Below are 13,581 nucleotides of genomic sequence, written 5' to 3'. Positions count from 1 at the left end.
AGGCCAAGATGTCACTCTGGAACAAACACGAAATTTTCGAGAAGCACTCCTTGGTGCTTACCATCGGTATCCTCGTGGTCGTCGCCATCGGCGGCCTCGTGGAGATCGCCCCACTCTTCTACCTGAAGAGCACGATCGAGAAGGTGGAGGGCATGCGTCCCTACACCCCGCTCGAACTCGCGGGGCGCAACATCTACATCCGCGAGGGTTGCTATCTCTGCCACTCGCAGATGATCCGCCCGATGCGCGACGAACTGGAACGTTACGGACACTTCAGCCTGGCGGCGGAGTCGATGTACGACCACCCCTTCCAGTGGGGCTCCAAGCGCACCGGTCCGGACCTTGCCCGCGTTGGCGGCAAGTACTCCGACGAATGGCACCGTCAGCACCTGATCAATCCGCGCCAGGTGGTGCCGGAATCGATCATGCCCGGCTACCCCTTCCTGGCGAAGGCCAGGCTGGAGACGCGTGACATCAAGGACCATCTGAAGACCAACCAGGTGGTGGGCGTGCCCTACACCGAGGAGCAGGTCGAGGCGGCGTCCGCCGATATCCTGGCCCAGGCCACTCCGGACAGCGAGGCTGCAGACGCCTTCCTCGAGCGTTATCCGAGCGCGATCGTTCGCGATTTCGATGGCGACCCGTCGAAGGTCACGGAGCTGGACGCACTTGTCGCCTATCTCCAGATGCTCGGCACGCTGGTTGATTTCTCGGTCTACGACAACAAGGCCAACCTCCGGTAAGGGAGCTTCACGGAATGACCGAAGGGTATGAAACCGTTGCCAGCTTTGCCCAGACCTGGGGCCTGGTCTACTTCGTGGTTCTGTTCGCCGCCGTTCTTTTCTACGCGCTGAGGCCGAAGAACCGCCGTCGCTTCGATGAAGCCGCGCAAATCCCCTTGCGGGAGGATTGAACAATGGCTGATACGCACAACAAGGAAATCGACAAGGTCACCGGCGTCGAGACCACCGGCCACGAGTGGGATGGTCTCAAGGAGCTGAACAATCCGCTTCCCAAGTGGTGGCTCTACATCTTCTATGCCTGCATCGTGTGGGCGATCGGCTACTGGATCGTCTATCCGTCGTGGCCGATGGTGTCCTCCTACGCGACCGGCGTTCTCGGCGACAGCCAGCGCGCCAATGCGCTGGCCGCCTATGACGCGGGCATGGCGGAGCGGGCGCAGACCGGCGAAACGCTGATCAACGCTTCGCTCGACCAGATCGAGAAGACACAGCCGCTGCTCGAGTTCGCGCTGGCCAACGGCCGGGCGGCTTTCGGTGACAACTGCGCGGCCTGTCACGGCTCGGGCGCCACCGGCGGCGCCGGCTACCCGAACCTGCAGGACGACAACTGGCTGTGGGGCGGTTCGCTCGACGCGATCCACCAGACGCTCATGTACGGCATCCGCTCGGGTCACGACGAGGCCCGGATCGGCGAAATGCCGGCCTTCGGCCGCGACGAGCTGCTCGACAAGACGCAGATCACCCAGGTTGCCAACTACGTCGGCAGCAAGGTTGGCCTCGAGCCGGAGGCGGGCGTCGACCTGGCCGCTGGCGAGCAGGTCTACACGGACAACTGCGCCGCTTGTCACGGTGACGACCTGAAGGGGATGCAGGAGATGGGCGCCCCCAATCTGACCTCCCGCAACTGGCTCTACGGCAAGTCCATCGACGCCATCAAGGCGCAGGTGAACAATCCGCGCAACGGCGTGATGCCGGCCTGGTCGACCCGCCTCGACCCGGCGACCGTCAAGTCGCTCGCCGTCTACGTCCACTCTCTGGGCGGCGGCGAATAAGAGCGACACCCCTTCCGACAGGGAAGGCGAAACGGAGAAAGGCGCCCCTCGGGGCGCCTTTTTTCGTGGCCGCGGTCATGCTGTGCCGGCGGCCTTGCGTTCGGCGCCGGCGAGCCTGAGTTCCGAGGGCGAGGTGCCCGTCGCCCGCCGGAACGCCCGGGCGAAGGCGCCCTGGTCGTCGTAGCCGAGCCGGTAGGCGATTTCCGCGACCGGCAGCGAGGTTTCCCGCAACGCCCACAGTGCATAGGCGGTGCGCGCCTCTTCCGCCGCCTCGCGGAACGACACGCCGCGTTCGGCCAGACGCCGGCGCAGGCTGCGCTCGGACACGCCGCATTCGGCGGCGATCGCCGGCTGTGTCAGCGCTCCCTGGCCCAGCCGCATGTAGATCGCCTCGGCAACGACCCGTTCGAACGGCTGGCCCAGGGCTGTTGCCCGTGCCGTTTCCGACGGGGCGTCAGGCGCGCGATGGTGGCGAAACGAGGGGCGGAAGTCGGCGGCGACGGGCATGTCGAGGAGCCTTGCGGGAAAGGCGAGAAAGTTGGTCGGGTGACCGTAGAGCGGCTGGCAGCCGCAGACCATGGCGATCTCCGCGCCGCTGTCGCGCTCGTGCTCGAAGGCGAGCGTCGCCTCCGCCGCGGCAGCCTCGCCGGCGATGCGGGCGAGCACGCCGTGCAGAAAGGCGAGGGTGAACTCGGCATCGCGCGAGCGAGGCCAGATCGTCGGGTCGATGATGCGATAGGTGACAAGGCAGGTGTCCGCCTCGGTGCGCCGGGCGAAGTGGGTTCCCGCCTGGAGTTGCTGCAGGTCGGCCAGAACCTGGTCGAAGAGTTCGCCAAGCCGGCGGGTCCCGAGACTTTCGGGAAAGAGCTGGCGGAGCGCCGGCTCGACGATGCCGCGCCCGCAGCGCCAGATCTGCGGCGAACCGGGCGCCTGCGCGCCCGCGCGCTGGAGGAGAGCGGTGAAGGCGGCGAGCGGTATGGCGGCAGCGGCCAGCTCCGGGCCGGCGAGGACGGAAAGACCGGCGGCGGCGAAGGCTCCGGCGGCGTCGAGGCCGACGGTCTCGAGCGTGCCGGCGATCAGCGGCAGCGCCGATGCGCCGATCGTCGGGGTTGGAAGACGCAGGATCGGTGGGGATGTCTGCCGCATGCTCGGGTCCCTGGCACCTGGAACGCGAGAGCGTGGGCCGGGCATTGGAGCCTGTCAAGGCGAGGCGCGCGGCCTGGCCGGACGGGCGGGAGCCGGCGCGTACGCCGACTCCCCTGGCAAACGGTTCCAGCGGTTGGTCCGGGCTCAGTCGTCGAGCCGGATCGTCAGCGCCGGATTGTGCGGGAAGAAGTTAAAGGGCCGCAGCATGAATCCCTTCCACATGGTCGACATGACGGGCCAATCCTCCGTGTGGGGAACGTGGTGAAAGCCCATCGTGTACCAGGTGACGATATCGGTATTGGCGATCGGCCTGTCCTGCGCCACCCAGGTCGCGAGCGTGTCGGTCCCGTCGCTCTGGAACGCGAATTGTCCGCCAGCATAGCGCTCATCTGCCCGGTAGGGCGTGTTCCAGAGCGTGTACTCGATATAGGCGTTTCGCTTCATCGGCATGTCGTTGACATAGTCGAACGGCGAATAGGCGACCGAGTTGTTGGGCACGATCATGTAGCCCGGCCGGTGGCCGAGCGGGCCCTCGGCGGTCATGTTCATGATGTGATACATCGCCGGCGTGTTCGGATTGACCTTGTAGCGGCCGCCGAGCTCGGTCTTCGCCGGAACGGTTTGCGTGACCCACATCGAGCGCCGTGGCGCGTCCGGGACCGGGTTGGCGGGGACAAGGCCGGTGCGCATGAAGGTGTTCGCCTGGCCGTCGATGTCGAAGTCGAGCTTGAAGTTGAAGAAGTGGTCGTGGTTCGGCGCGATCAGGTTCGGCGCGATGAGTGTTCCGTGGCGGGTTTCCTCGGCCGCCCCGGCGTCGTTCATCGACTTGATCGCGGCGCCCTTGACCGCGTCCAGACCGGTGGAGCCGACCATCACGTCGATGCGGCCGTCCTGATGGAAGACATAGTCGACGAGATAATCGTAGTTGCCGACCTCGGAGGCCGAGCGCACCACGAGCTGGGTTGCCGGACGCCCCTCCGCCGGCGTCTGCTGGGTTTCGCTCTGGGCGAAGATCTCGTAGTGCCGCCAGGCCGGGTCGCCGATGTTGCGCTCGAAGATGCAGATCGCGTCGGGGATGGTCAGCGGCGCGCCGTTGTCCTGATGCACGATCGCCGGCAGATAGGTGGCATAGGCCGGGCAGTCGACGCCGGCGCGAAGCGGCGTCAGGAAGGTGCCGAAGCCGTATTCGCCGCTGTCCATGTATGTGCGCCAGTACCAGCCGTCATCCGGGTCCATGTAGGGCACGAAGACCTCGGACAGATGCGCCTGATACAGAACCTGGCGCCAGCGGTCGCCGTCCTTGACGTCGAAGTTGGACAGCACCACGCCCGGGCGCTTGTCGGCGCGGGCGCGAAAGCGCCAGATGTCCCAGGAGATCAGGCCGTCTTCGATGGTGACATTCGAGCCGCCCGGCTGCGTAAGACGGGCTGGCGAGCTCTTCGGACGCAGCGCGCCGCTTCGCGCCTTGACCTCGTCCTCGGTATAGCCCCAGCCATCCTCCGGGATCGGTACGACGCCGGAATCGAGCACCTCGACCAGGGCACCGGCGTTGAGGTCGACGACCGCATAGAGGCCCTCGATCGGCTTGGCGTAGAAGTTCGACGTCTCCGGAAGCACATAGCAGGGCACTTTCATCAGCCGCCGCCCTTCCTCCTCGGGCAGGCCGAAGCGGCCGGCCGTCAGCGGCAGGCAGAACACGTCCTCGGGCTTCAGTCCGCGCTTGGCGAGCCCGGCCGCGAATTCCGCGTTGCCGGTGGCCAGCTCCATGGCCGTCAGGAACTCGGCGAGCTGGATCATCGTCTGGCCGCCGGCCTCCTCGATCGCGCCGACGCTGTTTGAAGCCAGGTCGACCTCGGTGACGAAGGCCTTGTCTCCGGTCTTGAAGTGGACCTCGACGACACGCGGCTCCGGATCGCCCGCCTTCCAGGCGAGCACGGTGGCCTTGTCTGGCTCCTTCAACGAGATGTAGGGAAACAGCGTCGTATCGTCGACATGGCCGCCCTGGCGCAGCAGCGCCACCGTTTCGACGATCTCGGCCTCGCTCAGCGCGTCGAGCGGATGGGCGGCGGCGGGCGGTGAGATGAACCCGGCCGCGATGATGCCGCCTGCGGCGATGGCAGCCGCGGGCGAGCGCAGAAAGTGACGTGCACGCATGATGTTGCACTCCTCCTCGATGGTATCCGTCTGGTCGGGACGCCGGAATTCTCGTCTTTTTCGATCCGGTCGCCGTCGGACATGATAGTCTGGGGCGGCAAGCGACATTGTGCAGTTCCGGCCAAAATGTCGCAGCCCACGGTCGGCGCTCTTGATGCGGATCAAGGCGATGGCGCGCTTGCCGCGATAGGTCTGACGTCAGCTTGGCGTGTGCCCGGGGCCAGGGTGCGAGCCGAGGTGGACCGAGGGTGCCGCATCATCGTGGCGGATTGTCGCGGGGATGACGTGTCGCAGCGATTGCGACCCATCCCGACGCTATCGTGACCCTCGAGAAACCCGGCCATGCTCAAGGTCTTGGCGGATCGCGCTCGGCCGTTCGGGCGCACGCGATCCGACGACAGGCCTCCCATGGGGCGGGAGAGGCCACGGGCGCTCACGAGAGAGTCCTAACGACGTGAAGGAAGTGGACGGAACAATGCGCGCAGAAACCGATCCCGGCGGAGCAGGCGGCCATCCGGACGAATGGTTCGCATCCGCCAAGAAGATCTACCCGATGGCGGTGCACGGCACCTTCCGCAAGATCAAGTGGGCGCTGCTTTTCATCACGCTCGGCATTTACTACTTCCTCCCCTTCGTGCGCTGGGACCGCGGCCCGAATGCACCGGATCAGGCCGTTCTCGTCGATATCGCCAACCGGCGCGGTTATTTCTTCTTCATCGAGATCTGGCCGCAGGAAGTCTATTACCTAACGGGACTTCTGATCTTGGCGGCGATGGGCCTGTTCCTGATGAACGCGGTCGCCGGGCGTATCTGGTGCGGCTACCTGTGCCCGCAGACCGTCTGGACCGATCTGTTCTTGTGGGTGGAGCGCAAGGTCGAGGGCGACCGCCGCGAGCGGATGATGCTCGACCACCAGCCGTGGACGGCGGAGAAGGTGGCGCGCAAGGGGGCGAAGCACTTCCTCTGGCTGATGATCGCCTGGTGGACTGGCGGCGCCTGGGTGCTCTATTTCTCCGATGCTCCGACGCTGGTCGGCGATCTGGCCACCGGCCATGCGCCGTTCACCGCCTATCTGTGGATCGGCATCCTCACCTTCACGACCTATTCGCTCGCGGGCCACATGCGCGAGCAGGTCTGCATCTTCCTGTGCCCCTGGCCGCGTATCCAGGCGGCGTTGACCGACGAGGACGCGCTCAACGTCACCTACCGTTATGACCGAGGCGAGCCGCGCGGGTCGCTGAAGCAGAACCGCAAGCGCGAGGCCGAGGGCATGCCCGCCGGCGATTGCGTCGATTGCCATCAGTGCTTCCATGCCTGCCCGACCGGCGTCGACATTCGCGACGGCCTGCAGCTCGGCTGCATCCAGTGCGGCCTGTGCATCGACGCCTGCGACACGGTGATGGACAAGGTCGGCAAGCCGCGCGGCCTGATCGCCTATGACACCGACGACAACATCAAGCGTCGCATGGAGGGCAAGGAAGACGTCGTGCGCATGCTCCGTCCGCGCACGCTCATCTACATCGCCATCATCGCGCTTGTCGGCGGCATCATGGCTTATGCCCTTGCCACCCGCAGCTACGAGGGCGTCAATGTCCTGCACGACCGCAATCCGATCTATGTGGAGCTGTCGGACGGGGCGGTGCGCAATGGCTACATGATCCGCCTGCTCAACAAGCGCTCGCATACCCGCAACTTCATCCTGTCGGTTGAAGGCATGCCCGCGGGCACGCGCATCGAAGCCGTCGGCATCGCCGAGCACGTACTTGGCAAGCCTGTCATTCAGGTTGGCCCGGACACGACCCGCGAACTGCGCGTTCTCGTCTTCTCGCCGGCGGATGCGACGCTGCCGCCGAGCACGCCGGTGAGCTTCCGTATCACCGAGACCGTGATGGGTGCGGTCGCCAAGGCCGACGACTTCTTCAAGGCGCCTTGAATCGGCCATTTCCCTCGCGCAGGCAGGCAGGGCGCTTTGCCCTTGCACTGCCTGCGCAGGGATGCAACTTCCTGCGGGGACCGCGACACATGACCTCAACGACGGACCACATGAGCGACAAAAAAGCTGTCAAGCCGATGACCGGGCGCACGGTGCTTTACTGGCTGCTCGGCTTCTTCGCCGTGATCTTCATTGCCAACGCGATCCTCATCCGGCTGGCGCTCGAATCCTTCCCCGGTCTCGTCACCGAAACCGCCTATGAGGACGGGCTCGCCTACAACGACACGATTGCCGCCGCCCGGGCCCAGGCCGAACTCGGTTGGAAGGTCGAGGGCACGGTGAACCGAGGCGACGACGGGGCCGCGCGCATCGCCGTTTCCGCTCATGACAAGGACGGCGCGCCACTTGCCGGCCTGCTCGTCACCGCGCGCCTGCAGCGCACCGCCTCGCCGGAGGCGGCCCACATTGTGGTGCTGCAGGAGGGCGAGCTTGGCCTCTACACGGCGGATCTGGCCAATGTCGAAACCGGGAACTGGCTGTTGAACCTGAGCGCCTCGCGTGGCGAAGGCGACAGGCAGGAGGACTTCCGCTCCGACAACCGCATCTACCTTCGCTAGGTTGCCGCGCGACGCCTCCACCTCCGGTGCCGGCGTCTCGCGCCAGGGTGCTGGCCAACAGGAGAGACAGTTGCCATGACGGCGCATGAGCGCGATTGGGACGCTTTCGTGACGCTGTCGCCGGAGGGCGGCGCGCATATGGACCTTGCGGTCGAAGGCGTGACCTGTGCTGCCTGTATGGTCGAGATCGAACGCGGCCTCTCCGGTCAGTCGGGGGTGGAAAAGGCGCGTCTCAACCTGACCAGCCATCGGCTTGCCGTCGACTGGAAGCCCGGAGAGACCTCGGCCGAGCATATTGTCGAGACGCTGTCGCGCCTTGGCTATCGTGCGCATCCCTTCGATCCGGCGACCGTGCGTGCCCATGCCGACGCAACGGGCAAGGAACTGCTGCGCGCGATGGCGGTGGCGGGCTTCGCCATGATGAACGTCATGCTGCTCTCGGTCTCGGTCTGGTCGGGCAACGTTTCCGGCATGGAGCCGGAGACACGCGACTTCTTCCACTGGCTTTCCGCGCTGATCGCGCTGCCAGCCGCCGCCTACGCCGGCCGGCCGTTCCTGCGCTCGGCGATCTCTGCCCTGTCGGCGCGCCGGCTCAACATGGATGTGCCGATCGTCATCGGCGTGTCGCTGGCGCTGTTTCTGTCGATCATGCAGACGCTGCATTCGGCCCATCACGCCTATTTTGAATCGGCGGTGATGCTGCTGTTCTTCCTGCTTATCGGCCGCTACCTCGATCACATGATGCGCCGGCGCACGCGGGCCTTCGCGGAGAACATCGCCGCGCTCAAGGCGGAGACGGCGGTCGTCATCCGGCCGGACGGGTCGCTGCGCGAGGTGCCGCTGTCCAAGGTCGAGCCGGGCCAGCGGATCTTCGTGCGCGCGGGCGAGCGCGTGCCGCTCGACGGCATCGTCGAGCGCGGCGCCTCCGAGATCGATCAGAGCCTCGTCACCGGAGAGACGGCGCTTGCGCGGGTCGGCGAGGGGGATGCGGTCTATGCCGGCACGCTCAACGCTTCGGCCAATCTCACCGTCGCGGTGACGGTCGCCTCCGGCGCGACGCTGCTCGACGAGGTGACACGGCTGATCGAGACGGCCGCGCAGGCGAAATCCGCCTATGTCCGGCTCGCCGACCGGGCGGCCGCGCTCTATTCGCCTTTCGTACATCTGGCCGCCGCGTTGACGTTCATTGGTTGGCTTGTCGCCGGCGACGACTGGCAACAGGCCCTCGTCATTGCCATCTCGGTGCTGATCATCACCTGTCCCTGCGCGCTCGGGCTCGCCATTCCCGCCGTCCAGGTGGTGACCTCCGGTCTGCTCTTTCGCGCCGGCGTCCTGTTGCACTCGGGCGATGCCATCGAGCGGCTCGCCGAGGTTGACACCATCGTCTTCGACAAGACCGGCACGCTGACGCTCGCCGTGCCGGAACTCGTCGGCGGTGCCGCCGGCGAAGGGCCGCAGAGCGCTCTTGCCGGCAGGCTTGCCCTGTCCAGCCGCCATCCGCTGGCCACCGCGCTTGCCCGTGCAACCAGGGCGCAGGTGCCGCTCGACGGTGTCGTCGAGGAGGCTGGCGCCGGCGTCCGCGTCGTCCACGAGGGGCGCGAGTTGCGCCTCGGCAGCGCCGCCTTCTGTGGCCTGAGCGAGGAGGCGGCGGCCATTGCCGTGGCCGACGTGCCGGGCGCTTCGCTGATCGTCTTCCGGGATGGCGAGCAGGCTCCGGTGCCTTTCCTGCTGGCCCAGTGCCTGCGGCCCGATGCGGTCGCGACCGTGGCGCGGCTGAAGGCTGCCGGCTACCGGATGGAAATCCTGTCCGGCGACCGCAGCGCACCGGTCGCCGCCATCGCCGGCGCGCTTGGCATCGCCGACTGGCGTGCCGGGCAGAAGCCGGCCGACAAGATTGCCCGTCTCGAGGCGCTCAAGGGGGAGGGCGCGCGGGTGCTGATGGTCGGCGATGGCCTCAACGACGCGCCGGCACTGGCTGCCGCTCATGTGTCGCTGTCGCCGGTGACGGCCGTTCATGTTGCCCAGGCGGCGGCCGATGCGGTCTTCCTTGGTGACCGCCTCGGCGCGGTCGACGCCGCCTTGTCGCTGTCGCGCCGCGCCCGCGGCGCCATGGTGCAGAACCTGTGGTTCTCCACGCTCTACAACGCCGTCGCCGTGCCCTTTGCCGTCGCCGGCTTCGTCACGCCCCTTCTGGCCGCCGTTGCCATGTCGCTGTCGTCGGTGGTGGTGACACTGAATGCGCTGCGGCTCCGGCTCGGCGGGCAGGAGACGGGCTGATGGATGTCCTGATTTTCCTCATTCCCATCGCCCTGTTTCTCGGGCTGGTCGGGCTCGCCGGGTTCCTCTGGTCGCTGAAAAGCGGACAATACGACGACCTGGAAGGGGAGAAGTACCGCATTCTTTACGATGACGACCTCCCCGATCCGGCGGATGCGCGCAAAAAGCGCGGGGAAAGTCGGGAGGACTAACCCTTGCTTCAGAATTTCCGTGCATAAGTGCCGGAAGCTGGAGGTTCATGTGTCGCTTGATCTGGCATCGCTGACGTTTCTTCTTGTCGAGGACAGCGCGTACATGCGCACGATCCTGCGCACCATGCTGCAGGGGTTCGGCGCGCGTCGCATTGTCGAGGCCGAGGATGGTGCGTCCGGACTCGAGGCGATGGAGCGCGCCAATCCGGACATCCTCATTCTCGACTGGGTGATGCCGATCCTCGACGGGGCGGACATGGTGCGGATGATCCGCAATCCGCACAATCCCTTTGCCTATATCCCGATCATCATGGTCACGGGCCATACCGAGCGCAGCCGTATCATCGAGGCGCGCCGGCTCGGCGTCCACGAGCTTCTGTCGAAGCCGATCTCGGCGAAGGCGCTCTACCAGCGGGTCAGCTCGGTGATCATGCACCCGCGCGATTTCGTCAAGACGCCGAGCTACTTCGGCCCGGCACCGCGCGAGATCCGCAACCGTCAGAAGATCTGGCAGGCCGCCGACGCGGGCGGTGAGGGCGGTCAGGCCGCCTGACGCCTGTCCCGACATCTGCCAGCCGACGAACCCGGCTTCGTGGTTCGCGCCCGCCTTGCCCGACTGCCTATCGTTCCAGCGCTTGCGCCCCGTATCTATCGCCTGTGCCTATCATCTGATGTCGCGGCGCGCGCGGTTGTCATCCTCATGTCTGCGCGGTGCCGTCGTCGTCGCCTTTGTCGCCGGCCGCAGGCTGCGCCGCGCCTGCCGCCTTCCTTCGGCGCAGGTTGGCGCGCAGGGCGGCCGCGAGCCGCTCCTCGCGGGCCCGCGCAGCAGGGCTGATGCCCTTGGCCGCGTCTTGCCCCGCGCCGCCCGCGCCCTTGCTCTTCGCATCCTTGCCGTCAGCCACCGTCGCGTCTCCTGCCTTGCTGTCGTCTTCGGTTCTGACGTTGATATGCCGAGGCTCGCACGCCGAAGGCAAGTCCCGTCACGCCGGGGTGCAAGGCTTGGAGAACCGCAAGCTCGCCGCCTAATATCAACCCCAAGACGGGGCCCGCGCTCCGCCAGGCTTCAGCCCCGTAAAACGACTATCAAATCAGTTGAATTCTGAGTCACGCTCCTGAACAGGAGTTTGGCGATGTCTGATGGGTTTTCTGGCTCACCGACGAGCAGCTTTCGAAGCTGCAACGGCTATTGCCAACCGACACGCGCCGCAAGGCCCGTGTCGATGACCGACGGGTGATCAGCCGCATCATTCATGTCTTGAAGTCGGATGGCCGCTGGATCGATGCGCCAGATGCCTACGGGCCGACGAAAACCCTACACAACCGCTTTGTCCGCTGGTCGAAGAAAGGTATCTGGACGGGGATCTTCGACACGCTCTCCCAAATCGGCGGCCCTGTCCTGGAAGGGATGATCGATAGCATGGCCGTTCGGGCGCACCGGGTGGCCCATGGCGGCAAAGGGGGGGGCAAGCCCATGCCCTGGGCCGAGCTCGTGGTGGTCCGGGAACCAAAATTCACGCCCTGAGCGACAACAAGGGCAGACCCATCGCTTTCCACCTGACTGGAGCCAATGTCTCGGATTTCACTGGAGCAGAGGCACTCTTGCCGCTCGTTCCGGAAAACGGCGTACTGCATGGCGACAAAGGTTACGACAGTGACCGTATCCGCCGGACCGTGGAGGCACGTGGGTCTCTCCCCAACATCCCGCCTCACAAATCACGGAAATGGAAAAATTGTTTCTCGCCATACCTTTACAAGGGCAGGCTGGTCATCGAGCAGATGTTCTGCAGGCTCAAGGCGTTTCGCAGAATCGCAACGCGCTATGACCGCAGCGCCAGGAATTTCCTCTCAGAACTCTGCCTCGCGGCAACCGTCTGTTACTGGTTATGAGTCTGAATCCTAGTCGTCCTCACTATTTCTGATATCGACTTCAGACGAGCCTTGGAATTGCAAAGCTCCACGCACGGCGTCTTCGTAAGAAAAATGCTCTATATCTTGATAAATATACGAGGAGAGAACGGCGCTGTCGTTATAACTGTACGTCCAAGAAGCAGTCAGCGGTTCATAATAATCCCCAAGGGGCAGATTGGCTAAATACGCTGGAACGGTCCCGATTTCACCGGCTTTCTTATTCATGCCTTCGAGCCATTGCATTTGAAATAGAGGAATTCTTTTTAGGCAGTCTGCCAAGTCAGAACTAATTTCTTGTGACGAGATGACTACGATAACAAAATTGCCATAATGCGTTTTATTATCATTAGTCTCACTCCAGTCATCATGAAATTGCGCTGATATCTTTGCAACTTCATTGTAGAATGCGTCTAAGCTCTTCGCAGATACGCTCTCATTGTCAGAGCATACATATACATGTGATATAGGACGTTGCCAAAGCCGGGGTGGGGACGCCGAATCGGCTTTTTTGGTGTTTGTAACTGCAAAAATGGAGAAGATTGTTATTAGTACGGTTATTCTTATTTTATAAGATGATTGCATGTCTGTAATATCCGTCGTTTTTTACTTGAAGTGAACCTGTATCATAAGTGGCAATTTTATCATGATTTATAGCTTGTTTGTAACGTCTCGTAGTGGCTTTTGAACCGCCCCGGGATTGCCGGAGGCCATTTGTTTTAAATTATGCGGCCATGAGCGCTGACGGGGGGGGGCAATCTACATCGCGAAAGCTGCCAAATGTTCCGACGACGGACAATGGTCGGAGGAACATTGTCCGAACAAAACTGTTCGAGTTTTGTACGAGATATCCGGCGTGTTCCCTGAACGTTCATGCGAAGTTCTGTTGGTGGCAGGCATCGAGAACGGGTGAAATTTTCCCACAAGGAGTTCCCCAAACCGGCTTGACTGCCTGGGTTTTACGCCTTACACCCGCGCTCATCGCTGCCGTAGCTCAGGGGTAGAGCACTCCCTTGGTAAGGGAGAGGTCCGGGGTTCAAATCCCCGCGGCAGCACCATTTTCCCATGCGACATATTTTTATCCCCTAACATATTGAACGGCATAGATTTTTTGACGTTCAAACAGCCTTGCTTCCGGCAGTAGCTGACCCTCTCTAAAAACGCCAATCTGAGCAACGTCCTGCGTAGCTTGTAGTCGCCCGAATCCCATACTTTCCATGGGTTTGCGAGAAAGGACATGGCGAGTTCAAACATTATCTCAAAGCTATGTCGCGGGCGCCCTCCATTTTGTGCCTTTTCGCGCAACACCAGCTTCTGTGCCTCTAGCTTCTCGATTTTGTTTTCGTAGTGACGTTGCCCCCAAGTTTTATCCAGTTTGACGGAGAATCTGGCGGTGGGTTTGGCCGATATGGCCGGGGCTATTGACGGGGTCTGACGCGGAGCCCGCGAGCGAGCGGAGCGGCAGATCCCGTTTCGGGTTCAAGGTGTCGGCATATTCGGTCGGGGTCAGCCAACCGAGCCGGGAATGTGGGCGGTTGAGGTTGTAGTCGTTCCTCCAGGCCT

The 13,581-nt window shown here is 63.9% G+C and carries 13 protein-coding genes, 1 tRNA gene and 1 pseudogene; 10 read left to right on the top strand and 5 right to left on the bottom strand.

The genetic code is table 11. From position 1 onward, the window contains the following. Window positions 1-8: 8 nt before the first annotated feature. The 3 genes from ccoO to ccoP are packed head-to-tail and all read left to right on the top strand — an operon-like array spanning window position 9 to window position 1,795. Window positions 9-743: a cytochrome-c oxidase, cbb3-type subunit II gene (gene ccoO / locus ACSLUQ_RS10450; protein ID WP_417773573.1), complete on the top strand. Its 735-nt coding sequence runs from the start codon at window positions 9-11 to the stop codon at window positions 741-743. A gap of 14 nt (window positions 744-757) precedes the next feature. After that, window positions 758-913, top strand: coding sequence for a cbb3-type cytochrome c oxidase subunit 3 (locus ACSLUQ_RS10445; protein WP_417773574.1), 156 nt, complete (start codon window positions 758-760; stop codon window positions 911-913). A gap of 3 nt (window positions 914-916) precedes the next feature. Beyond that, the gene (gene ccoP / locus ACSLUQ_RS10440) at window positions 917-1,795 is read left to right on the top strand and encodes a cytochrome-c oxidase, cbb3-type subunit III (protein WP_417773575.1); all 879 of its coding nucleotides are present in this window, start codon (window positions 917-919) and stop codon (window positions 1,793-1,795) included. 75 nt (window positions 1,796-1,870) lie between these two features. Here ccoP and qhpR read toward each other — a convergent pair whose 3' ends face one another. Both qhpR and ACSLUQ_RS10430 read right to left on the bottom strand, forming a co-directional pair. Then, entirely contained in the window at window positions 1,871-2,941 is a 1,071-nt protein-coding gene (gene qhpR, locus ACSLUQ_RS10435; protein ID WP_461808498.1) for an AraC-like transcriptional regulator QhpR, read from the bottom strand. 144 nt (window positions 2,942-3,085) lie between these two features. After that, window positions 3,086-5,095 (bottom strand): copper amine oxidase, encoded by a 2,010-nt coding sequence (locus ACSLUQ_RS10430; protein ID WP_461808497.1) that lies wholly within the window; start codon window positions 5,093-5,095, stop codon window positions 3,086-3,088. A gap of 475 nt (window positions 5,096-5,570) precedes the next feature. Between ACSLUQ_RS10430 and ccoG the strand changes: the two genes are divergently transcribed. The 5 genes from ccoG to ACSLUQ_RS10405 all read left to right on the top strand — a co-directional run bounded on the left by ccoG (window position 5,571) and on the right by ACSLUQ_RS10405 (window position 10,666). Next, window positions 5,571-7,028, top strand: coding sequence for a cytochrome c oxidase accessory protein CcoG (gene ccoG, locus ACSLUQ_RS10425; protein ID WP_417773578.1), 1,458 nt, complete (start codon window positions 5,571-5,573; stop codon window positions 7,026-7,028). 110 nt (window positions 7,029-7,138) lie between these two features. Next, on the top strand, window positions 7,139-7,645 hold the full coding sequence (locus ACSLUQ_RS10420; protein ID WP_417773579.1) for a FixH family protein: 507 nt from the start codon (window positions 7,139-7,141) through the stop codon (window positions 7,643-7,645). Between the two features lie 75 nt (window positions 7,646-7,720). Continuing rightward, window positions 7,721-9,922, top strand: coding sequence for a heavy metal translocating P-type ATPase (locus tag ACSLUQ_RS10415; RefSeq protein WP_461808496.1), 2,202 nt, complete (start codon window positions 7,721-7,723; stop codon window positions 9,920-9,922). Next, window positions 9,922-10,113, top strand: a complete 192-nt coding sequence (gene ccoS / locus ACSLUQ_RS10410; protein ID WP_417773581.1) for a cbb3-type cytochrome oxidase assembly protein CcoS — start codon at window positions 9,922-9,924, stop codon at window positions 10,111-10,113. The genes ACSLUQ_RS10415 and ccoS overlap by 1 nt, the downstream gene beginning before the upstream one ends. Window positions 10,114-10,162: 49 nt before the next feature. Continuing rightward, a complete protein-coding gene (locus ACSLUQ_RS10405) occupies window positions 10,163-10,666 on the top strand; it encodes a response regulator (RefSeq protein WP_417773582.1) in 504 nt (167 codons plus the stop codon). Between the two features lie 145 nt (window positions 10,667-10,811). Here the strand turns inward: ACSLUQ_RS10405 and ACSLUQ_RS10400 are convergent, their stop codons facing one another. Further along, on the bottom strand, window positions 10,812-11,015 hold the full coding sequence (locus ACSLUQ_RS10400) for a hypothetical protein (RefSeq protein WP_461808495.1): 204 nt from the start codon (window positions 11,013-11,015) through the stop codon (window positions 10,812-10,814). A gap of 272 nt (window positions 11,016-11,287) precedes the next feature. On the opposite strand from ACSLUQ_RS10400, the gene ACSLUQ_RS10395 reads away from it, so the two are divergent. After that, window positions 11,288-12,000 (top strand): IS5 family transposase gene (locus tag ACSLUQ_RS10395; protein WP_461808979.1). Its coding sequence is split into 2 segments (ribosomal slippage): window positions 11,288-11,569 and window positions 11,572-12,000, totalling 711 coding nucleotides; the frame shifts between segments, so codons are not numbered across the junction. A 9-nt stretch (window positions 12,001-12,009) separates the two neighbouring features. On the opposite strand, the gene ACSLUQ_RS10390 is transcribed toward ACSLUQ_RS10395, so the two are convergent. Then, entirely contained in the window at window positions 12,010-12,603 is a 594-nt protein-coding gene (locus tag ACSLUQ_RS10390; RefSeq protein WP_461808494.1) for a hypothetical protein, read from the bottom strand. 398 nt (window positions 12,604-13,001) lie between these two features. On the opposite strand from ACSLUQ_RS10390, the gene ACSLUQ_RS10385 reads away from it, so the two are divergent. Then, a tRNA-Thr gene (locus ACSLUQ_RS10385) sits at window positions 13,002-13,076 on the top strand. Window positions 13,077-13,384: 308 nt separating this feature from the next. Here ACSLUQ_RS10385 and ACSLUQ_RS10380 read toward each other — a convergent pair. Further along, a pseudogene (locus ACSLUQ_RS10380) lies at window positions 13,385-13,581 on the bottom strand (IS3 family transposase); the annotation flags it as partial.

The organism is Stappia sp. ICDLI1TA098 (assembly GCF_054880955.1).
Note: the sequence above shows the minus strand (reverse complement) of the source record. Positions and strands in the feature narration are given on the sequence as shown.

Excerpts from the sequence above, each read along its gene's own strand:
- ccoO (WP_417773573.1), top strand. The coding sequence starts at position 9 with ATGTCACTCTGGAACAAACACGAAATTTTCGAGAAGCACTCCTTGGTG.
- ACSLUQ_RS10445 (WP_417773574.1), top strand. The coding sequence starts at position 758 with ATGACCGAAGGGTATGAAACCGTTGCCAGCTTTGCCCAGACCTGGGGC.
- ccoP (WP_417773575.1), top strand. The coding sequence starts at position 917 with ATGGCTGATACGCACAACAAGGAAATCGACAAGGTCACCGGCGTCGAG.
- qhpR (WP_461808498.1), bottom strand. The coding sequence starts at position 2,941 with ATGCGGCAGACATCCCCACCGATCCTGCGTCTTCCAACCCCGACGATC.
- ACSLUQ_RS10430 (WP_461808497.1), bottom strand. The coding sequence starts at position 5,095 with ATGCGTGCACGTCACTTTCTGCGCTCGCCCGCGGCTGCCATCGCCGCA.
- ccoG (WP_417773578.1), top strand. The coding sequence starts at position 5,571 with ATGCGCGCAGAAACCGATCCCGGCGGAGCAGGCGGCCATCCGGACGAA.
- ACSLUQ_RS10420 (WP_417773579.1), top strand. The coding sequence starts at position 7,139 with ATGAGCGACAAAAAAGCTGTCAAGCCGATGACCGGGCGCACGGTGCTT.
- ACSLUQ_RS10415 (WP_461808496.1), top strand. The coding sequence starts at position 7,721 with ATGACGGCGCATGAGCGCGATTGGGACGCTTTCGTGACGCTGTCGCCG.
- ccoS (WP_417773581.1), top strand. The coding sequence starts at position 9,922 with ATGGATGTCCTGATTTTCCTCATTCCCATCGCCCTGTTTCTCGGGCTG.
- ACSLUQ_RS10390 (WP_461808494.1), bottom strand. The coding sequence starts at position 12,603 with ATGCAATCATCTTATAAAATAAGAATAACCGTACTAATAACAATCTTC.